This window comes from Candidatus Cloacimonadaceae bacterium, assembly GCA_030693415.1.
GTDB lineage: Bacteria > Cloacimonadota > Cloacimonadia > Cloacimonadales > Cloacimonadaceae > JAUYAR01.
Window position 1 is genome coordinate 1 of the sequence record JAUYAR010000179.1, and the last position, 21,109, is coordinate 21,109.

At 43.0% G+C, this 21,109-nt stretch carries 19 protein-coding genes; all 19 read left to right on the forward strand.

The genetic code is table 11. From position 1 onward, the window contains the following. The first annotated feature begins 453 nt into the window (after positions 1 to 453). Positions 454 to 2,433, forward strand: coding sequence for a Glu-tRNA(Gln) amidotransferase subunit GatE (gatE, locus tag Q8M98_11535; protein ID MDP3115382.1), 1,980 nt, complete (start codon positions 454 to 456; stop codon positions 2,431 to 2,433). Next, the gene (gene gatD, locus Q8M98_11540) at positions 2,426 to 3,808 is read left to right on the forward strand and encodes a Glu-tRNA(Gln) amidotransferase subunit GatD (protein MDP3115383.1); all 1,383 of its coding nucleotides are present in this window, start codon (positions 2,426 to 2,428) and stop codon (positions 3,806 to 3,808) included. Before gatE ends, gatD begins: the two co-directional genes overlap by 8 nt. An 854-nt stretch (positions 3,809 to 4,662) precedes the next feature. Beyond that, positions 4,663 to 5,379: a nucleotidyl transferase AbiEii/AbiGii toxin family protein gene (locus tag Q8M98_11545; protein MDP3115384.1), complete on the forward strand. Its 717-nt coding sequence runs from the start codon at positions 4,663 to 4,665 to the stop codon at positions 5,377 to 5,379. A 183-nt stretch (positions 5,380 to 5,562) separates the two neighbouring features. Beyond that, positions 5,563 to 5,913 (forward strand): four helix bundle protein, encoded by a 351-nt coding sequence (locus Q8M98_11550; GenBank protein MDP3115385.1) that lies wholly within the window; start codon positions 5,563 to 5,565, stop codon positions 5,911 to 5,913. A gap of 342 nt (positions 5,914 to 6,255) precedes the next feature. Then, positions 6,256 to 6,702: a hypothetical protein gene (locus Q8M98_11555; GenBank protein ID MDP3115386.1), complete on the forward strand. Its 447-nt coding sequence runs from the start codon at positions 6,256 to 6,258 to the stop codon at positions 6,700 to 6,702. 240 nt (positions 6,703 to 6,942) lie between these two features. Then, positions 6,943 to 8,319: a right-handed parallel beta-helix repeat-containing protein gene (locus Q8M98_11560; protein MDP3115387.1), complete on the forward strand. Its 1,377-nt coding sequence runs from the start codon at positions 6,943 to 6,945 to the stop codon at positions 8,317 to 8,319. 225 nt (positions 8,320 to 8,544) lie between these two features. Then, complete coding sequence (locus tag Q8M98_11565) at positions 8,545 to 9,273, forward strand: hypothetical protein (protein ID MDP3115388.1); 729 nt, start codon at positions 8,545 to 8,547, stop codon at positions 9,271 to 9,273. Between the two features lie 94 nt (positions 9,274 to 9,367). Continuing rightward, positions 9,368 to 10,297: a glycosyltransferase family 2 protein gene (locus Q8M98_11570; GenBank protein MDP3115389.1), complete on the forward strand. Its 930-nt coding sequence runs from the start codon at positions 9,368 to 9,370 to the stop codon at positions 10,295 to 10,297. 47 nt (positions 10,298 to 10,344) lie between these two features. Next, entirely contained in the window at positions 10,345 to 10,659 is a 315-nt protein-coding gene (locus tag Q8M98_11575) for an EamA family transporter (GenBank protein ID MDP3115390.1), read from the forward strand. A gap of 5 nt (positions 10,660 to 10,664) precedes the next feature. After that, positions 10,665 to 11,807: a dTDP-4-amino-4,6-dideoxygalactose transaminase gene (rffA, locus tag Q8M98_11580; protein MDP3115391.1), complete on the forward strand. Its 1,143-nt coding sequence runs from the start codon at positions 10,665 to 10,667 to the stop codon at positions 11,805 to 11,807. Further along, positions 11,807 to 13,282 (forward strand): NDP-hexose 2,3-dehydratase family protein, encoded by a 1,476-nt coding sequence (locus tag Q8M98_11585; GenBank protein ID MDP3115392.1) that lies wholly within the window; start codon positions 11,807 to 11,809, stop codon positions 13,280 to 13,282. Before rffA ends, Q8M98_11585 begins: the two co-directional genes overlap by 1 nt. Positions 13,283 to 13,293: 11 nt before the next feature. Continuing rightward, a complete protein-coding gene (locus tag Q8M98_11590; protein MDP3115393.1) occupies positions 13,294 to 14,187 on the forward strand; it encodes a Gfo/Idh/MocA family oxidoreductase in 894 nt (297 codons plus the stop codon). Between the two features lie 86 nt (positions 14,188 to 14,273). After that, complete coding sequence (locus Q8M98_11595) at positions 14,274 to 15,599, forward strand: hypothetical protein (protein MDP3115394.1); 1,326 nt, start codon at positions 14,274 to 14,276, stop codon at positions 15,597 to 15,599. A gap of 222 nt (positions 15,600 to 15,821) precedes the next feature. Next, entirely contained in the window at positions 15,822 to 16,943 is a 1,122-nt protein-coding gene (locus Q8M98_11600; GenBank protein ID MDP3115395.1) for a DegT/DnrJ/EryC1/StrS family aminotransferase, read from the forward strand. Beyond that, positions 16,924 to 17,379, forward strand: coding sequence for a WxcM-like domain-containing protein (locus Q8M98_11605; GenBank protein MDP3115396.1), 456 nt, complete (start codon positions 16,924 to 16,926; stop codon positions 17,377 to 17,379). The genes Q8M98_11600 and Q8M98_11605 overlap by 20 nt, the downstream gene beginning before the upstream one ends. A gap of 58 nt (positions 17,380 to 17,437) precedes the next feature. Then, positions 17,438 to 18,307: a glucose-1-phosphate thymidylyltransferase RfbA gene (gene rfbA / locus Q8M98_11610; protein MDP3115397.1), complete on the forward strand. Its 870-nt coding sequence runs from the start codon at positions 17,438 to 17,440 to the stop codon at positions 18,305 to 18,307. Positions 18,308 to 18,320: 13 nt separating this feature from the next. Further along, positions 18,321 to 19,085 (forward strand): WbqC family protein, encoded by a 765-nt coding sequence (locus Q8M98_11615; GenBank protein ID MDP3115398.1) that lies wholly within the window; start codon positions 18,321 to 18,323, stop codon positions 19,083 to 19,085. 164 nt (positions 19,086 to 19,249) lie between these two features. Next, entirely contained in the window at positions 19,250 to 20,101 is an 852-nt protein-coding gene (locus Q8M98_11620) for a hypothetical protein (GenBank protein ID MDP3115399.1), read from the forward strand. Beyond that, entirely contained in the window at positions 20,098 to 21,054 is a 957-nt protein-coding gene (locus tag Q8M98_11625; protein ID MDP3115400.1) for a hypothetical protein, read from the forward strand. The genes Q8M98_11620 and Q8M98_11625 overlap by 4 nt, the downstream gene beginning before the upstream one ends. Positions 21,055 to 21,109: the final 55 nt, after the last annotated feature.

Genomic DNA, 21,109 nt, shown 5'->3' on the forward strand with positions numbered 1-21,109 from the left:
TCTCTAAACATCAGTAACTCCATATATGCTTATCTAATATGATGCCAATGTATTACTGATGCTGATTCTGTCAAGTAATTTCTCATCATTTATTTAGATACTATTCGTGTCAAGCATGGACTTTTTTCTATGGAGTCGTAATAGATCACTGATGACTTTATGGATATGATGCTCGTGATATATGAGTGGTAGGGGAAATAGGCGAAGCCGAAAATATGGAACGCTGATGACGCGGATGATCATGACCTGATTGATTTTGGGAGACAACATCGCCCCTAAAGAAATCACCGACTTTGATAGAGGGTGTTCCGGTAGATTCAGTCAGGATCATTCTTGCCCTTGTCTCTGTGCTGCTCTGTGTTTTGTTTCTGAAACCTAATAGGGAAATTTGTTCTGGACAAAATCCATCATTTCTGGATAGCAGTTTCGACAATAAATACCAAGGATAGCAAGATGGAAAATCCTTATCAACAAAATTGGCAAGCCAGTCGGGAACGGGTCGGTTGGAGTCCTTTGAATGAAACCGCCGCCGAAACCTATCGAAGGATCGGTTTCAAATGCGGCTTGGAAGTGCATCAACAACTCTTGACCGCACGCAAGCTATTTTGCCGCTGCCCTGCCGGTATCTATCACGATTTTGACAATTTTGACGCCGAGATCGTCCGCCACATGCGTCCCACACTTTCCGAACTTGGCGAATACGATGGCACCGCGTTAATGGAATTCAAAACGCGCAAAAAGATCGTCTATCGCATCAAGAACGACAGTGCCTGCACCTATGAAGTGGACGACACGCCTCCCTTTCCCATGAACCGGGAAGCTCTCTCACACGCGATGCAGATCGCGCTGCTGTTAAAAATCAAGATCGTGGGCGAGCTGCATCTCACACGCAAACAATACCTGGACGGAAGCATACCCACAGGGTTTCAACGCACCACGATTCTCGGCATCGAAGGCGAATTTCCCATATCCAACAAGACCATCCGCGTGATCCAATTTAGCATTGAGGAAGACAGTTGCCGCGAGGTTTCTGATCTTCGTCACACGCGTGTCTATTATGGAGACCGGCTGGGCATGCCCTTGGTCGAAACGGTCACTTATCCAGATATGCTGACTCCTTATGAAGCGGCGGAAGCGGCGCAACACATCAGATTCATCTGTCGCAGCTCCGGAAAAGTCAGAACCGGCATCGGAGCCGCCCGCGAAGATGTAAACGTTTCCGTGACCGGCGGGACGAGAGTGGAGATCAAAGGCGTGGCGCATATCCGTTGGATCCCCAAACTCACTCACAACGAGGCTTTCCGCCAAGTGGCACTTTTGTCTATGATGTCCGATCTCAAAGCTAAAAAGATCGAAAACTGGAAACTTACAAGCCAAATCCTCAAGCTCGAGGATTTCAAACACGTTCCGATCCCTGAAACCGCTTTGGCAGAGGGCTGGAAACTGATCGGAATCAATCTTCCCCAATTCAAAAATCTGCTCTCCTTTTTCACTTCCCCGGGAAGATGCTTTGCAGATGAGATTTCCGATCGTCTCAAGGTCATCGCCTGTCTCGAAAAGCCGAACATGCTGCACAGTGAAGAGCTTCTCCCAAATTTGCCTCAAAGCGCTTGGGATGTATTAAAGAAACTCCTCGGCGGGGGAGAGGACGACGCGCAAATCATCTTTTGGGCACCGGATGAAGATATCAAAACCGCGATCGAGACCATCGAAGAACGCTGCAATCTGGCGTTTAAGGGGGTTCCGAACGAGACCCGCAAGTCCCTGCCAGATGGTACAACTCTGTTTGAGCGGGTCCTTCCCGGAGCGGACAGAATGTATCCGGATACAGATTCCGCGCCAATCCCCATTGGAGACGAGATGATCGAAAGCGCGAGAGCTAATCTTCCCACCGGACTTCAGGACAGATTGAATCAACTGAAACAGTGGGATGTCCCCCGCGACGCCTATACATATATTTTAAGGAACAACCTGATGCCTGTGATCGAAAAGCTGGCAAGCGAACATTTGCTGCCCGAACGTTTCCTCGCGTTGCTCTATGCGCACCATCTCAAAAGCTTGCAGGGGTATCGGGATCTGCCCTTTGATCATGGCAGGATCAACGATCTTCTGCGTTTTGCAAAGAATCGGAATCTGGCTTTGGACATACTGCCCGCCATGCTGAAAGTTCTCTTTGAAAACCCGAATATGCAGTTTTCCTCCATCCTCGAAGTACTCGGATTTCGCGAAACTCCGCGCGAAGAGATATTTGCACAGATACCCGTTCTCATCTCGATGTTTTCCAGGATTAAAAGAGTGAGATATCTCGAAATGGAGGATAGAGCGATGCTCAAATGGATCATGGGACGCCTGCGCAAACCGGCTTTGGGAAACATCCCACTCGTGGAACTGAGCCAATATGTGAAGCACCTGCGGGAGGAAAACCATGCTTGATCTTTTCAAAGGCTATAAAGGCAGGGCGCTGGAAGTCCTAAAACACTTTCAAGCACGCGTTTGGGGAGACGCAAGCGTGGAAACCACCCGCGGCACTTTTCAAGGTATCATCCTTCCGAGAAGCGAAAACGACGACGATCAACACATCGTGATCAAATTGTCCACCGGCTACAACGTCGGTATCGACGTCAAAACGATACTGGACATGAAAGAACACGGATACAAAGAAGCGCATTACAAGATTCCGGAACGCGAATTTCCCTTCACGCCGGGCTTGCCGAAAGTGAAACTCATCGGCACCGGCGGAACCATCGCCTCACGTCTTGATTATCGCACCGGAGCTGTGATTCCGGCATTTTCACCCGGAGAGCTATATGGTGCGGTTCCGGAACTTGCGGAGATCTGCAATCTCGAAACTGAAAAACTCTTTGCCGTCTTTTCCGAAAATATGGGTCCTGAACAGTATAAAAAACTGGCAATCACGATCGGTAAGGAGATCCACAAAGGAGTGGCGGGCATCATCATCGGTCATGGAACGGATACCATGCACCACACCGCGGCGGCACTTTCCTACATGCTGCAAGATCTTCCCATCCCGATTGTAATGGTAGGTTCGCAACGCTCCAGCGACAGACCTTCCTCAGACGCGGCGCTCAATCTGATGAACGCATCTTTCGCGGCAGGACATTCGGACATCGCGGAAGTGATGGTTTGCATGTTTGGTCCCACCAGCGATGAATATGGCCTTTTACATCAGGGTACAAGGGTGCGCAAGATGCATTCCTCCTATCGCAGCACTTTCAGAACGATCGGAGAAGTTCCCATCGCCAGAGTGACCAGAGATTCAATCGTTCACATCAAGCAAAACTATAACAAACGCCGCACCGACAAACAGGTGAAAGTCCTGCCTTTCTTCGAAGAACGCGTGGCGATCGTATATTATTATCCAAACATGCATCCGGACATCATCGATTCCCTCACGGACAACGGCTATAAGGGCATCGTGATCGCCGGTACGGGACTCGGACACATCAACAAACCGGTCTATCCGGCTATCAAGCGCGCTGTGGAAAAAGGGGTGCACATCTATATGACCGTCCAAACCCTCTGGGGCTATGTCCACATGTTTGTCTATGACACAGGACGCGATTTGATGAGCATGGGCATCGTCCCCGGCGAAAACCTCCTGCCGGAAGTTGCCTACATCAAGCTTGGCTGGGCACTGGGACAATCCAATGATCCTGAAATAGTTCGCGAATTGATGCTAACACCCATTGCGGGAGACATTACCCCAGGAGAACCTTACAACGGATATCTCATCTTCCAAGGTGGTATTCCGGAAGTGGAGGAGTTTATCCGAAAGTACCACAAATAGGTGGAAGGGTGTAGCGCAGCATGCCACTGCTGCGAAGGTGGAAAGGAGGAAGGGTTAGATAATTTCCTCATAATCATCTCTCTGACACTCTTTCTCTGATTCCTCCATTTCTCTGTGGTGAGATCAATCTCTGATCTTGCTCCGCTATTACTCCGCTATTTCTCTGTGTTTCAAAAAAAGAAGTCCCCCAAAAGAATAGTTCAGATTTTTATTGACAAGACAAGGCTGCTGATACATCTTGCCCTAAATGCCTTAATGATTTGAGAGTGAAATAGATATAGATATGATAAACGAAACGGTTACACTGGCTGAAACCGAGGATAGCCCCTTTGGAAAAGACTTCGTGCGCTGTCATAGGATAGCTGCTGAGAGGTCTTTTAGTATTTTGGGACATAGCCCGCGTTTTCCATATTCACACACTCACTCACGAATTTTCATTTAATCGCATAACCAACAGCACATCAAAGCGTTACATTATTCGCTGCCTAAGCGAAGCGGCGAAGCTGCGAAAATCCCAAACACTGAGATTAGCTACAAGATTTAGAGTTTATTGGCTAACCGCGCAACACTAAACAAAGGACAACCATTGAACAATCAACCCCTATCTCTGGATTTGAAATCGAAGCTCGAATTCCTCATGTGGGATTATAATGTTTCCGCGCAGGAGAGCTACGAAGTTCTGATTGGGGCAAGGGAAATGGCGGGTCACTACGATCAGTTCAATCTATTCAGAAAGGTTTTGGAAACTTACCCGTGGTTCACAATCATGGAGATGCTGCCCTTATCAAGGATCAAAGAACTTCTAAACGATCAAGTAGTTTCCAAGCTGCGCTCAAAGCAATTACAAAAAAGATATGAATATATCCGCAACAGACTATCAGGCATTATATAGACTGCAGGATCAGGCGATTGCCGTTTTGTCAGACGTTCTTGGAGGTTTCTACCTGACCGGTGGCACTGCCTTGGACCGTTTCTATTTACATCACCGATACAGCGATGACCTGGATTTTTTCATCAACGCTGCAGATGACTTCAAAGACAGGGTAAACAAAATCTTCCGAAAGCTGAAAAGCTCCTTTGTTCTGGATGAAAGTCTCACTCTCGAGGCTGAGACATACACCAGATTTTACATTGCTGGTTTACCCAAACTGAAGATTGAAGTGGTAAATGATGTCCCAGAGCGTTGGGGAGCATCTAACAAAGCAATGGGAATTGATATCGATAATCCTGCGAATATATTGTCCAATAAGCTCGGATGCATTATGAGCAGAGATGAACCCAAAGATGTCTTTGATATCATCGTCCTGGCAGAAACATATTCTTTCAATTGGAAAGATGTCTATACTCAAGCGATAAGCAAGCAGATAACCAACGAAACCGATATTGCCATGCGCCTAAATAGCTTTCCCGTCCATTGGCTCGAAGATGTTCCTTGGATCAAAAAGGCTTTTAATCCAAAAGACATTTCCGCTAAACTTAACAAAATTGCAGATGATTTACTCTTTGCCAGGGATAATTCTCTTGGGCTGAACAAACCAAAGATCGAGAATGCCGTAACATCGCAAAGCTAATTGAGAATTACTGCTAATTGAGAATTGAGAATTGAGAATTGAGAATTGAGAATTGAGAATTGAGAATTGAGAATTGAGAATTGAGAATTGAGAATTACTGCTAATTGAGAATTACTGCTAATTGAGAATTGAGAATTGAGAATTGAGAATTGAGAATTGAGAATTGAGAATTGAGATCGTCTGATGCCTAAACAGAATCCTGTGGTCGATAAGTCATTTGCTTTTGCTTTGAAAGTTATAGAATTGTATAAGTACCTTACTTTGGAAAAGAAGGAATATGTCCTTTCAAAACAGTTTCTTCGATCCGGCACATCAATTGGTGCGAACGTTAACGAAGCAATTGAAGCTCAATCAAAAGCAGACTTCATTCACAAATTGTCTATAGCCCTTAAAGAAGCAAGAGAAACAAACTATTGGGTCAGGCTGCTTATAGAATCAAACTACCTTACAGCCTGCGATGCAATTCTATCCGACAGCACTGAACTCATCCGGATTCTTACTGCCATCATCAAAACCTCAAAAGAAAACAAATGATAATTCTCCACTTACGTAATTCCCCATTTTCAATTCTCAATTCTCAATTCTCAATTCTCAATTCTCAATTCTCAATTCTCAATTCTCAATTCTCAATTCTCAATTAGCAGTAATTCTCAATTAGCAGTAATTCTCAATTATTCCCCCACTAACCAACCGACCCATTAACCACCCGTTCCCGCCGCCTCACCCCATAATCCCCGCGGCATCCCGCCCGCATCTATATGCCGGGATGAAAGGGAACAGGATAAATTAAGTTTTACTAAAATAATTCTTGACAAACCCCCGCCTCCGATAATACTGGCGTCATCCCAAGGGGAAATATCAAACACGGAGGCTCTTATGAAAGCCACAGTAAAGGTAATGCTGCCGGGCTACACGGGAAATATGAATGATATCACATTCTATTTCAACCGCAAGCTCAACTGCATGGTCGCACGCAAGAAAGTGATGCCAAAGTTCGTTCCATCACACGAACCAATGCAACAGATCTTCGCATTTGCGCGTAGAATCGGTCTTTCGGAAGCTTACAAGCAGGATTGTAATCTCTACATCGACCGCTACAACCAAAAAAACCGCAAACATCATCGGGCGCACAGCTCCTGGCCCAGCATTTTCGCCAAGCTAATGTTTGCCCAGCTTATCGCAAAACCAGATCTCGATCTGACCACGCTCACCCGTGACGCCGCGATCGCTCAAAACCTTCCCTGCCGCAGCATCGCCGCTTCGATCCAAGCCGGTTTGCTGGAAAAGGTGAGGGATGGGGAGATGCTGACTAATCCAATATAAACTCGATTCATTTGAGTGTGACGCGGGCAGGGATCCTGTCCACGTCACACTTATACTGTAAAAACGATGATATCCCAATACCGAGCCAAACATCAATAGTGGATACATCAATATCATCTAAGCTCAAACAAAGAGCGAGGGAAAATGTGCCCATCTCGTAACACAATCTATACTCTACTCTGGACAATGACTGTGGTAGCGTTATCATTCCTTTTTACCGGCTGTGATAGGACATCAGACGTGGAAAAGGGATCTCTTACCGGAAAGGTAATCCTGGTAAACGACACTGATGACCCCTCTCTCGATCCGGTCGATTTTTCTGGAGTTACGGTTGCTCTTTATCCTCTTGCGATATTAGATACTACGATCGTGAGAATTAACAACACATTTCCGGACACAGGAATTCAGATTTCTCAAATGACGGAATTTGACCATCGTCTGCAAAACCCGATGGCTATAACGAGCACAGGTGCAGATGGGAAATTTCTGATTAAGAAAATCCCGGTGGGGGCGTACAATGTTGTTTTTCTAAAGGAAGGTTGGTCTATCAAATACTTATTTTCGGTTGGAATAGTTCAAAATGATTTGGTAGATGTGTCCGAGAATCAAATCAAGCCGGCTGTATATTTTTCAGGATATGTCAGCGAATCAGTTACATTCAAAGCAGATAAAGTATATATAGTGACGGGAACTACTTCGTTTATCGCGCCTGTAACCATAGAATCGGGGACTCAAATATATGTTTCTCCGGACGAATCAATTAGGTTCCATGAAAATATGCAAATTAGTGGTGGGACAGGCGCCAATTTATATTGGAAAATGGGATCTGCGCATAATTTGTACACCAATTCTGCGACTGTCATAGACTCTAACTTATACTTTACTGCTTTATCTATGTATGCAGGTAACATAAACCTTAATCATGGGCTTATTAGGCACGTTAGAGATGGTGTGAACTTTTTTTCAAATGGATCTTCTGCCTCCATGATGGACATCAAACATTTTAGCTCAGGCTTCTCGTTTAACAATTGCGGAGGGTCTGCTACCCGTATAAGTGCCAGATATGGCAGTTTGAAGGCAATACAAATTCTTAGCCCGACAGATTCTTTGACGGTCTCGCACAGCATTTTATATAAAACCCATGATGGTATATCAGCTTATACAGCCGGGAGAGCTCTGATAACCGACAACTATTTTCATATCAACTACAATGCGATTCGAGCTGAGAATAACAATGGCACGATATCCCATAATGAATTCAATTTAAACCAGTTTGACATCAATCTATATTCTTCATCCTACACAATATCAAACAACAACTTTTATTACACAAAAGATACAACGATAGCCCCAAGAGGATTTGTCTTGGTTTCGCGCAACAATTTCTACAGAACAGGTAAGTACTTTGTATCGATAAGAAAACTTGGTGGCACTGTCTTTAGCTGGGTATATGCCAATGTAGATGCAAAATACAATTACTGGGCAGTAGCAGATATTGATTTGTATATCTACGATGCACTCGACAACGCTCAATTCCCAGAATATCCCTGCCCGTTTTCCGTTATTTATCTTCCGAAACTCAACACAAAAAATCCATTTGCCGGGATTCGTAGATAGATTCTGCACACAAAAAATGAATTTGCAAATCAAGATAGCACAACAGTGTCTCGTCAAGCATTCCATGTCGTAAAAAAACACATCGTCATTCCAGCGAAGGCTGGAACTGGATTCCAGTTCCAGCCTTCGCTGGAATGACACGCTGGAATGACAAACGCACAGGCAAGCTTGACTTGACAATAGTGCATAATTATCATATTACGCCTCACCAACAAGGAGATCATAATGAATAGCTATTATAGTAAGATAGATTCGGAAAGGTTTGGATTTAAAATCGCAAAGTTCGGCAATGATGTTGATAACGCAATCGATGTTGTGGATGAGCTTAAGCGGGACGGATTTAGACTGATTATTGCAAGGACGGAGTTTACAAATCTTAGCTTGATTAATACTCTTGAAAAAATTGGCTTTGTTTATAAGGATGCTCAGCTAACGTTTGGCTACGATATGAAAAGAGAATTACCTCTCCGATTAACAAGCACGGTCATGATGCACCCATATCGAGATGCATTCCAAGATAGACTAATTCAAATCACGGAGAACTCGTTTCAAGAATATGGGCATTATTTTGCGGATGAGAGGCTGGATAGACATAGTTGTAGGCAGATTTATATTGACTGGGTTTATCGTTGTTGCACTGATAAGCTCGTATCCGATCATATGATAGTTGCCGTATTGGACGAAGAACCAATAGGATATTTAGCGCTAAAAACAGTAAAGGAGAATGAGCAATTTCATTTAGCCGGTATTATTGGAGCTGTGTCCTCCAAACATCGCCATTTAGGTGTTTTTCGGATGATAAATATCGAGAGTCTGTATTTATCAAATAGTCTTGGAGCAGCGCATTATGAAGGAAATGTTCATTTGACAAATTTCCCGGTAATGAAGACGTACACCAGCTTATCATATCGGATTATCCGGTCTGAGATAACCTTACACTTATGGTTGGACTAAATTATGAATCACTATCGGGAGCAGATTCAGATCATTGGATACGTGATTTCCAAGGTATTCAGCTACATAACATGTTCTCGAGGAGTGAGCTAAAGTGCCAAACCTAATATCTGTGGTAATTCCATTATACAATACAAGAGATTGCTTAGAGATGCTATATTCAAGGCTTTTAGAATCTTTAAATGAGACTCTCGCAGACTTTGAAATAATATTCGTAGATGACAACAGCCCTCAAGCAGATCACATTTTAATCAGCAAGATATCCAAAAAAGACGAACGGGTAAAACTGGTCAAACTCTCTCGCAATTTTGGGCAGCAAGCTGCGATTTCTTGTGGAATTAGCTATGCAAAAGGGGATTGGGTTGTGGTGATGGACGCCGACCTTCAGGATCGACCAGAGGAAATATCAAGCCTATATCAAAAGGCTCTCGAGGGCTATGACATAGTATTCACGGAGGTCAATAGCCGGAGAGACAATATTATTAAAAAGCTATATTCCAAAGCATTCCATACACTGTTTGCATATCTTACCGGCAGCATGGCAAATTATGGAATGAGGAATTTTGGAATTTACAGCCGCAAAGTGGTTGATGCCTTCTTGACGCTTGAGGAGCAATTCAGAGGTTTTGCCCTACTTGTGAGGTGGCTTGGTTTCAACAGTGCAACGATTCAAATTCAACATGATAAAAGGGAGACGGGCAAATCCTCCTATGATTTCTCAACAGGCTTAAGCCTGGCTTTGGATTCCTGGGTAACGTTTTCGGATAAACCACTGAGAATCACTGTGTCGGCTGGTTTTTTAATATCGTTGATTTCGTTCATGATAGGCTTATTTTATTTACTAAGAGCTTTGTTAGGGTATCGGGTTGTGCTTGGCTGGACAAGTCTTATCCTTTCAGTGTGGTTTCTTAGCGGCTTTACTGTTTTTTGTATAGGTTTGATAGGTCTTTACATTGGTAAGGTGTTTAAAGAGACAAAGAAGAGACCTCACTATCTAATCGATTACACGGAGAATTTGCCATGAAGCATTTATATATATTTGGCACAATCTTGTTCACTGTGTATGGGCAAATGATCATCAAATGGAGAATGAGTTATTACGGAGAATCTCCTGTTGCGTTTCAAAGCAAGGTCACATTTCTGTTAAACTGCTTGGCGGATCCGTATATAATTAGTGGGTTTGCAGCAGCTTTTATGGCGTCACTTTTTTGGATGTCTGCCGTATCAGTATTTCCTTTAAGTTATGCATATCCATTTATGGGGTTAAATTTTGTGATTGTCCTTTTCTTATCGGCGTCTCTATTTAAGGAGAAAATCTCAGTTCCTACTATTTTGGGGACACTGCTGATCGTCGCGGGAATTGCGCTTCTGAGTATGAAAAAGTGAAAACTATGATACCCTTTAACAAACCATACTTGTCCACAAACGAAGAACAATACGTGCTTGATGCTTTGAAGTCTGGAAGAATATGTGGCAATAATCAATACGCACAAAAAGTCTTCGGGCACTTGGAGCAAAAACACGGGCTGGAGAATTCTTTCCTGGTTCCGTCAGGCACATCCGCATTAGAAATGGGAGCTATTCTCGCTGATTTGGGTCCTGGTGATGAAGTGATTCTACCTTCATATACTTTTAGCTCGACTGCAAATGCAGTAGTTCTTACCGGAGCAAAGCCGGTATTTTGCGAGATTGATCCGGGCACGATGAATGCCGATGTAGGGCATGCGGCTTCACTTGTTTCAGAGCGGACGAAGATGCTCTTGCCCATAGATTATGCCGGTATTCCATGCGACCTTGATGGCTTTTTATCCCTTGCTGAAATACATAATCTCTCTTTGATGGTGGATGCCGCTCAGTCTTACGGAAGTTATTACAAAGGGCAGGCTTGTGGCAGCATGGGGGATTTGGCTGCATTCAGTTTTCATGAAACAAAGAATATTAGTTGTGGCGAAGGCGGTGCCTTGATCGTGAACAATCCCGAGTGGATTGAACGGGCTCATTTTTTACAGGAAAAAGGGACGGATCGCAGATTGGTGCTTTATGGTCAAAAAACAAAATATCACTGGGTGGATAAGGGATCAAGCTATTTGCTTTCTGACATCCTGGCAGCGTTGTTGTTGTCCCAATTGGAGAGCGAAGACATCATTCATGGTTTACGCAGGAAGGTAGCGGATGCTTATTTTGAGTTATACAAACCTTATCGGGATTGGGATTTGATCAGCTTTACACCCTATGATAAATTTGAACAGGTGAACAACCATGCCTTTTGGGTTATATTTGACACAGAGCAGAAAAAAGAAGATTTTATCATGAGCCTCAAGGCAATGAATATCCATGCCTACATAGGCTACCTACCCCTGCATTCATCCCCAATGGGAATCAAATTGGGCAATGACATAAATGATCTTCCTATTACCCAAGATGTTGCATCCAGGATTGTGAGGCTGCCTATGTATGCCAGTCTCGCAAATGAAGGTCTGGATTACTGCCTTGAAAAAATGCAGAATGTAATGAAACAAATCTATGGAGAATGATGACCAAGCAAAGAGTGCATGAGCTGAAAAACAGACTCTCAAAACATCTTGGTGAGTATTCTCAGAGCGTCGAATTCGAAATGTTTTTTTCGGCTCTAATAGACTTTAATCCCTACAATTCGACGGAAGAAATCTTACAGTGGTTGAAAGAACTTAACAATACCCAATATTTTAGTGTTGAAGAGATTTCTTTTTCGGAATTACAACAATGGCATTTTGATAACATAACAGGAGATTTAAAACACAATAGAGGGAAATTCTTTAGCATAAGAGGTTTTCAGGTTTTTAATAGCTGGTCAGGAGAATTGCTTTGGGATCAACCAATCATCGACCAACCTGAGATCGGTGTCTTGGGCATCCTGTGTAAGAAAATGGATGGTGTCTTGTATTTTCTGATGCAAGCAAAAGCAGAACCGGGAAATATCAATACATATCAGATTTCACCAACTGTTCAAGCGACACGTAGTAATTACATGCAAGCGCATGGAGGTCTCAGCACCAGATATTTGGAGTATTTTAACGGTGTGGCACCGGTCAAGATTATATTTTATCAATATCAATCGGAACAAGGTGCAAGGTTCATGGAAAAAAGGAACCGGAATATCATTGTTTATGACGAATCCAGCTCTCTGATCGAGCTTAGTGAAAATCACAGATGGCTAACCATGGGGCAGATCAAGAGCATGATGGAACATGATAATACGGTGAATATGGACTGCCGGTCGGTGATTTCGCAGATCAGGTATTGGAATGAAGAGAATGTTCTTGATACTGAGAAGTTGCTTTGCATATTGAACGACTATCGGGACGTGATCAGCCGAAGCGACTTTTGGTTGAAGTCTGTGTCCCAGTCTTTTGCAATTCACAAATCAGACAATGAACTTAACGAGATTAAAAAAAAACTGGACTGGAAGCGGTTTTTTTGTTTTATGAGCAAAAAACCAATCTCTCTTAACGAGGTCAAGCATTGGAATATTGGAGATAAGACAATTGAACATATCTCTGCCAAATACTTCCAGGTTTTGGCTGTACGTATCAAGGCAAGCAATCGAGAGGTCGATGGTTGGGATCAACCCATTATGAGTCAGCGTCATAATGGAGTGATCGGTATACTTGCTACGGATATCGGTGGAGAGATTCGTTTCTTGGTGCAGATGAAGATTGAACCTGGATTATACGATCTGGTTGAGCTGGCTCCGACCGTTCAGTGTATAGAGCAGAATTATGATTCTGACCCCAAGCCGAATTTCTTAGAGGCTTTTAGACGCGGACCGTTTATCTATGGGGCAAAACAATCTGAGGAAGGTGGCAGATTTTACCGCGAATGCAGTAGTAACATCATAAAAGTGATCGACAGTGTTGATATCTCAGATGATCAGAACTATCTCTGGATATCGTTGAAACATTTGAAAGAACTGGTTCAGACGCAACAAATGCTAAACGTGGAACTGAGAAGCCTGTTAGCATATTTCTAATAAGGACATCGATGAAGAAGATAAGATTTGGAGTGATTGGCTGCGGGTATCAGACTACCAAGAACATGGCGCCTGCCATGGCAAAATGTTCATCAGTCAATATTCACGGTTTTTATGATCTTGACTCCGGCAAAGCCGAAGAGATGGCAAAAAAATATGGTACGAGATCATACAACCACATCGAAGAGCTACTGAGTGATACTGAAATAGATGCCATATATATTGCCACCCCGGTTTCCTCACATACAGAATTATCACTATTAGCAGCCGGTTATGATAAGCATGTTCTCTGTGAAAAACCGTTGGCATTAAACGACTCAGAAGCACAGAAAGTATCAGCACTTTTTAAGGAACTGAACTTGGTTTTGCTCGAGGGTTTCATGTATCAATACCACACACAGCATCAGTTTGTAAGAGAAATGATAGCCAAAGGGGAAATTGGGGTTCCGATTGTGTTTTATGCATGGCTTGGGTTTCCGCCCTTTCCTGCCACGGATTTTCGCATGATCAAGGAAATGGGTGGAGGCGCTTCATTAGACGCAGGATGCTATGTGAAACATGCAGCCGAGATGTTTTTTGGGCGTGCCCCTATCGATACTAATAGTGTAGTAGCTGATGATGAATCCGGACTGGATATACACGGGTCGGTGCTCATGGATTTTGGCATGGGGCAAAGCGCCATTCTGAGTTATGGTATGGATAACTCGTATAAAAACTCATATTCAGTTTGGGGTACCAAGGGAGAGATTACTCTTTGCCGGGCGTTTTCGATCCCAGAATATGAGATTCCGATTTGTCGTGTTGTAAATCAGGGGTTAGTAAGGGAGTATCAGCTAAAACCATGCAATCATTTTGTAGTGGAATTGGATCAGTTCACACAGATGATAGCAGATAAAGTATATTAACGCTCCAAGATGTTGTTCAAGTTTGGAGAATTTAAGATCAGTACAAACTACTAAAAGCGCCGTAGGATGTTCATTAGAAAAACATTATGGATAATTTTAAGAAAGTGACTGCCTGGCTTTCAGAAGGCATGCCACTGAATGCAAAACTGACGCACGCCCGTAGATACGTGATGCTACTTGTTTGGCTACTGCCAGTGGTTGGGTATATATACAAGGCTCTGATCAACACATTGCACTTGAAACGTAGCGGTGATGAGGGTTTTTTTCTGAAAGAGCTTGGCAGGTTTCAGCAGGATGGGATGTGGACGTCCTTTTCTGATGGTATTTCCCATCTACATGTCTTGCTCGTCAATTTTTTAAGCTACTTTGTGGGACAGCCATTATTAGCCGGGCGAATACTCAGTTTGCTGCTACTTCCTTTAGGATTTCTGATCGGTGTCTGGATTATAAGAAATCTCAGATTATCGCACGCAGTGGAGGTGTTGACCTTGGCAACGCTTGCTTATGTTCTGGTATTCAGCCAGTCAGGAAAAATGTTTTACCGTTTTCTGAGTGATCCGCTGATGATCGTGATTGCCTTGGGATCTATACTATACATTCAGCGGTATTGCACGGAATACCGAATTAAGTATTTGATTAGCGCTGCCATACTTGCCGGGATGATGTTTTGGGTGCGGTCTTTTGCTCTGTTAATTTTTGGTGGAATGTTCGCTTTCTTCCTTTACTTATTCATTTTCCATAAACCAAGAGTAAAACACTTTTCTGCGATGCTATTGTTTATAACTATTGCCTCAAGCACTGCACTAATCGTCCAAATCCCCAGTATCCATAACAAGGGCAGGATTTCTTTTGAAGATAAGAGCGGCGATGGGGACTGGAACGAACGTAATTGGATCACAAGGATAGACAGAAAAAGCAATGGTGGTGTATTTTCCTACTTAAGGGTTACATGGGATAGGGTCGAACAATTCAAGCAAGAATACGGTGAACATAGCATTCCGAGATCGTTATCGGAGAGATTTGCCAGGGATCCGAAGTTTATGGTTGATAGCTTTGTTTCCAATATGGTTGTGAGGATACCGTATGTATTGTTGATCAGCATCGGATTTTACTTTTTGTTGTTGCTTGATTTGATTAGACGACCCAAGTGGTTGTTTTGGGATTTACAGAGCTCTTTCAAGCTGCTTTTGTTATCTGTTTTTGTTAGTGTTAGCTTGGGTCTTTCGCTGATCATTGTAAACTACATCGAGCATAGATGGCTCTTTGCGGCAGTATTTTGCGCCCTGATATTGTCATCGATGCACTTGGATAGATCTGTGATGAGAAGATACCGCAAGTATTTGATTGGCAGTCAATGGATTTTTCTATTGTTGACCGGTGCTGCAGAATTGATCGGGTTAATCATAATTTGATAGTGCTGTTTTAGTTGATAATCGCAACCAATTAATGGCGTTAGGGTGTTCCGGTTACTGCCAAAAGTTATTTACAAATAGATTGGCTTGCAAAAACATTGCTTTGAGCCAAATTACGCCTACGGCTCGCGAGTATATATTCCATTTTCGCTTTATGCAGCATTTATTTATAACAAAGATTGCGGCGACAAGACCTTGTAATTTACATTTTTAGGAGCAAAAGTGATATCGGTATTTGGATGTAAAACAGGAAATGAAGAGATTGCCCTGGTCACAGAGGTACTTAGATCCCAATGGCTGGGCTTGGGCAGGTACGTCGAAGAATTTGAAAGCGAATTTGCCAAGTATAGGAACCTTGATAGCTTTGTGATGGTGGATAGTGGTTCCAATGCCTTGTATATGGCGATAAAACTCTTGGATTTGCCACCTGGGTCCGAGATCATACTGCCCTCTTTCACATGGGTATCCTGTGCACAAGCAATACTTCTGGCGGGACATAATCCAGTCTTTGCCGATGTGGAAATTGAGAGCAACAACATCACTGCTGATCTGATTAAGCCGCACATCACCCCAAAAACTGCTGCTGTGATGGTGGTTCATTTTGCTGGTAAGCCAGTGGATATGGATCCCATTTTAGCCTTAGGTATTCCCATAATCGAGGATGTCGCCCATGCAGTATCCTCAAGCTATAAAGGGAGGACCTGCGGGAGTATCGGAGACGTCGCGATTTTCAGCTTCGACGCAGTGAAGAACTTAACGGCTGGAGAAGGCGGCGGCGTAGCGATGAAAAATCCCGACCTGAAAGCCAGAGCAATGCAATTAAGATATTGTGGGATCGGCAAATCAGGTTTTGAGGCTGCTTCTTCCGGAGCTTCTCAAAAAAACAGATGGTGGGAGTATCACATTCAGGAACCTTTTATTAAAATGCTGCCCAACAACATAACTGCCGCCGTTGCTTTGGCTCAACTGCGCAAGATCGATGACCTACAGGAAACGCGAAAAGTGTGTTTCGATCAATATCAATGCGAGCTAAAAAATGTAGGAGATATCTTATGTCCGCCAGATCCCGCATCTTATGAGGAACACTCCTACTTCACTTATGTAATCAGGACAGCCAAACGTGATTCCCTCGCCAGATTTCTTCTGGATAAAGGGATTTATACGACGCTGCGCTATCATCCTCTTCATCTAAATCGCATATATGGCAGCCATGTGAGGTTGCCCAACTCTGAACTGCTCAATGAAACTGCACTAAGCATTCCCCTGCATCCCAATCTCAGCGAAAGTGATATGGATTACATCATCTCAAGCATCAAGGAATTTTATGGAACAAACCACGTATAAGATAAAGAAGAACAGACGAATAGTTACTAAGAACAGGCACGATCAGATCAACGGATATCTGGTGCCGATAATTGATATCGGGGACGAGTTTATTTCTCCCGAACAGTTTCCACGGCAAGTATATCTTACAGTTGTAGATCCAGGCGAGATCAAGGGTCCGCACTTCCATAAAGAGCGCTATGCCATGTACACTTGTATCAAAGGCAATATCAAGATCGTTCTTAAACTTGAAGACAAATATGAAGTCCTTTTTTCCGGCGAAGATCACGATTATGCCACTTTATGGATCCCTGCCGGGATACCGACCGCGGTGATAAATATGGATATGGATAATCCGAGTTTCATATTAAACACTCCCAATCCCTCATTTCTCGAAACCCCCTTTGATGATCATAACGTGGAGTTTGATCCCTCAGTTCTAAATAACGATGCATGAATTTGGCTTCGACTGAGATTCAAGCCCCAATAATAACTAAAAAAGTAGAGGAAGTATTATGAAAGGTATAATTTTAGCCGGTGGTGCAGGAACACGGCTTCACCCCCTGACGATCGCCGTAAGCAAGCAACTGATGCCAATATATGACAAGCCGATGATCTATTATCCGCTTTCAGTGCTTATGTTGGCGGGAATACAGGACGTTTTGATTATCACCACTTTGGAAGACCAGTCCGGTTTTAAAAAACTGTTCGGGGATGGAAGCCAATTGGGGATGAGAATTGAATATGCCGTGCAGCATGTTCCCAACGGACTTGCTCAGGCATTTGTAATCGGTGCTGATTTTATAGGAAAAGACAAGGTGTGCCTTATTCTTGGGGATAACATCTTCTACGGTTCAGACCTGCAATTGAAGGTAATGGGATGCACTGATCCAACAGGCGCAATAATCACAGCTTATCCGGTCAATGATCCAGAAAGATTTGGGATAGTTGAATTTGATGAAGAATTTCGGGTAATCAGCATTGAAGAAAAACCCATGTATCCCAAATCGAAGTATGCAGTCCCGGGATTGTATTTCTATGATAATAGTGTATTAAACATTGCCAGAGAAATAAAACCTTCTGCCAGAGGCGAATATGAGATCACAGATGTGAACCGGGTTTATCTCGAACAAGGTAAGCTAAGTGTTTTGCCATTGGGAAGGGGTATTGCCTGGCTGGATACGGGAACCTTTGAAACGCTTGTGCAAGCTTCGCAATTTGTGGAAATCATTGAACAAAGACAGGGATTCAAGATCAGTTGCATTGAGGAGATTGCTTACAGAAAAGGATTTATCGATGATGAGCAGCTAATTAGATTAGCCGAACCGATCAGAAAAAGCGGATATGGGGAATATTTAATCAGCTTGCTGAAACGAGAGTTTTGATCTGGACAAGCCTGTGAAATTAGCTGTAATGCAACCTTATTTTCTTCCCTATCTGGGTGCATATCAGCATGTTTATGCCGTGGACAAATACATCATTTACGGGAGTGTGAACTTTAGAAATAATGGATGGTTCAATCGGAACCGCCTAATGGAAAAAAATAAGGGACCACGATATTTCAATATCCCAATGATTGAAAGTAGCTTTCTTAAGACATTTAGAGATATAGAAGTTGACCCGTCACAGAGGTGGCGGGTAAAGCTATTGAGAACTATCGAGCTAAATTACAATAAATGCGATTATTACGCTGTGACATTTGATTTGATCCGGGGAATAGTGCTGTGTGATTTGGTTCATCTGGATGAGTTTAATGCCAATTCGATGATCATGGTAAGCAAACATTTGGATATAAATACCCAGATAGTATTGGATCGTGGAAACTATGCGGCTATCGAAACGGAATTAGGAAGCAAATTTGATGAAACGATTGAATCGGGAGATATCGTAAGCCATGATCTCGATAAAAAAACTGCCCGAATTATCGAAATCTGCAAACAAGAACAAGCCGCTACTTATGTCAATCCGATTGGTGGTCAGGCTCTTTATTCAAAGAGTGTATTCAAAGCTAATGGAATTGAATTGTTGTTCTTGAAAACCAGAGAGATACGCTACAAACAGATGTATGATTCTTTTGAGCCCAATCTGTCCATACTCGATGTTTTGATGAACTGCGGAAAGGATCAAACAAAAGAACTAATCAAGGAATATGATTTAGTGTGACAACAATACATCAATCCATCGGCGGGTATTTTGAGTTAGAGCTCCAAGAGGGGAACCAATTTCACCCTGATGCCATAGGGCTGAATAGCGCTCGAAATGCTTTGAGACTGATCCTAACTGATCGGAATATTAAAAAGATCTATATCCCTTTCTATACCTGCTCGGTGATATTAGATCCGATAATAAGTAGCGGGTGCAGTTATGAGTTTTATCAGCTTGACCGGGATTTCTTGCCAGATATCAGATTTGACGACATGGACGCGGGGTCTTTTTTTCTCTACACAAACTATTTTGGCTTGTGTGATAAGCAGGCTATGGAAATCTCAAAAGTATGTCCGAATCTGATAGTTGATAATTCCCAGGCTTTTTTTTCCCGTCCGATAAATGATGTGCCAACCTTCTATTCCCCCAGGAAGTATTTTGGAGTCCCGGATGGGGCATACTTATACCCGGGTTCGATTGATGGCATTGACATACAGTCCATGCAATATTGCCACTCACATGCTCGATGCTCCCATCTGTTGAAAAGGATCGATTTGTCGCCTGAAGATGGGTATGGAGATTTTAAGGATTGCGAAAAGCTGATTTCAAGCGATGCCGTTTGTTTGATGTCAAAGTTGTCGAGGAGGATTCTTGGCGGTATTGATTACAATTTGATCAGCCAGCGTAGGAGAAGTAACTACCAAACACTGCACAAAGAACTGGGCTTTCTCAATGAGCTTGAACTTGCCAATATCGATATAGCCGATTCAGCTCCATTGATCTATCCATTGTTGCTGAAAAACACCGGGTTCAAGGAAAGGTTAATCAGAGATAAAATATACATAGCAACGTATTGGGATAACGTTTATCAGTGGACCGCCTCTGATTCATGGGAATGGTATTTAACGGATAATCTCATAGCCCTGCCCATCGATCAACGCTATAATGAGTCCCAGATGAAAGTAATAATTGAGAAGGTACTCACCTTCCATGCCGATGATAATATGGAAAAACTAAGCGGAACAAATAATTGAAAACCGCACCAGTGTTTATTGGAACCCTAAACAGGTCGGACCATTTCAAGCAAGCCGTGGAGAGCTTAAAGCAGAATCAATTAGCCCAAGATACTCATCTATTTATTGGTTTGGATTATCCATCCAAGGATGAACACTATTCTGGGTACAATCAAACATTGGATTATCTTGAGAATATCAAAGGATTCAAAGAAGTTACCGTATTCAAAAGATCGACCAACATGGGCGCAGCAAAGAACTTCAAAGATGGGCAGGACAATGTCCTACAGCTATATGACCGGATAATTATTTCCGAGGATGACAACTATTTCTCTCCGACCTTTTTGGCATACATGAACGCAGGATTGGATAAGTTTGAATCTGATAGAAGGATATTCGGTATTTGCGGGCACAACTATCCAATCTCTTTTGAAAGTAAGTACTCTGGAAACTACTATGCTTGGCAGGGTGCATCAGTTTGGGGTTTTGGAACATGGCGAGATAGATATCAATCGCTGAATTATACTATTAACGACCTATGCGCTTATTTGAGGAAGCCGGTAAACGTCATCCGCGCATATAGGATAGCACCGCATTATATCGCAAGTATGCTCGGCAAAGTTCAATCTAAGGCTGATTTTGATCCGTTTTCAGATGCTGTTATTAACCTGTATTTGAGAAATCACAACCAGTATTGCATCTTTCCCACCTTATCCAAAGTAAGGAATTTCGGACATGATGGAACTGGGCTTCGCAGCGGCATTATTCAGGGGGATAATCCCTTTGTGACACAAGCAATTGATGATGCAACCAGCTTTGAGTTTCAGTCCAATACAGAGGAGTTATTTGAGAATCCAGCCATAAATAGAATGCTGTTTCGTTATTTTTATCGGGGACCTATGCAAAGCCTAAAAACCCTATGGGCGTTATTGAAGTATTATATTGGAAACAGAGCTTGTGTTCGGAAAACTTAGTTTCTCCCCCAAAAAATGCAAATTTGATTACGCAAACAAACGGACGATAAACCGG

Coding starts and splice junctions, on each gene's coding strand:
- Q8M98_11575 (MDP3115390.1), top strand. CDS start 10,345: ATGATCATCAAATGGAGAATGAGTTATTACGGAGAATCTCCTGTTGCG.
- rfbA (MDP3115397.1), top strand. CDS start 17,438: ATGAAAGGTATAATTTTAGCCGGTGGTGCAGGAACACGGCTTCACCCC.
- Q8M98_11550 (MDP3115385.1), top strand. CDS start 5,563: ATGCCTAAACAGAATCCTGTGGTCGATAAGTCATTTGCTTTTGCTTTG.
- rffA (MDP3115391.1), top strand. CDS start 10,665: ATGATACCCTTTAACAAACCATACTTGTCCACAAACGAAGAACAATAC.
- Q8M98_11565 (MDP3115388.1), top strand. CDS start 8,545: ATGAATAGCTATTATAGTAAGATAGATTCGGAAAGGTTTGGATTTAAA.
- Q8M98_11545 (MDP3115384.1), top strand. CDS start 4,663: ATGAATATATCCGCAACAGACTATCAGGCATTATATAGACTGCAGGAT.
- Q8M98_11585 (MDP3115392.1), top strand. CDS start 11,807: ATGACCAAGCAAAGAGTGCATGAGCTGAAAAACAGACTCTCAAAACAT.
- Q8M98_11555 (MDP3115386.1), top strand. CDS start 6,256: ATGAAAGCCACAGTAAAGGTAATGCTGCCGGGCTACACGGGAAATATG.
- Q8M98_11595 (MDP3115394.1), top strand. CDS start 14,274: ATGGATAATTTTAAGAAAGTGACTGCCTGGCTTTCAGAAGGCATGCCA.
- Q8M98_11590 (MDP3115393.1), top strand. CDS start 13,294: ATGAAGAAGATAAGATTTGGAGTGATTGGCTGCGGGTATCAGACTACC.
- gatE (MDP3115382.1), top strand. CDS start 454: ATGGAAAATCCTTATCAACAAAATTGGCAAGCCAGTCGGGAACGGGTC.
- Q8M98_11605 (MDP3115396.1), top strand. CDS start 16,924: ATGGAACAAACCACGTATAAGATAAAGAAGAACAGACGAATAGTTACT.
- gatD (MDP3115383.1), top strand. CDS start 2,426: ATGCTTGATCTTTTCAAAGGCTATAAAGGCAGGGCGCTGGAAGTCCTA.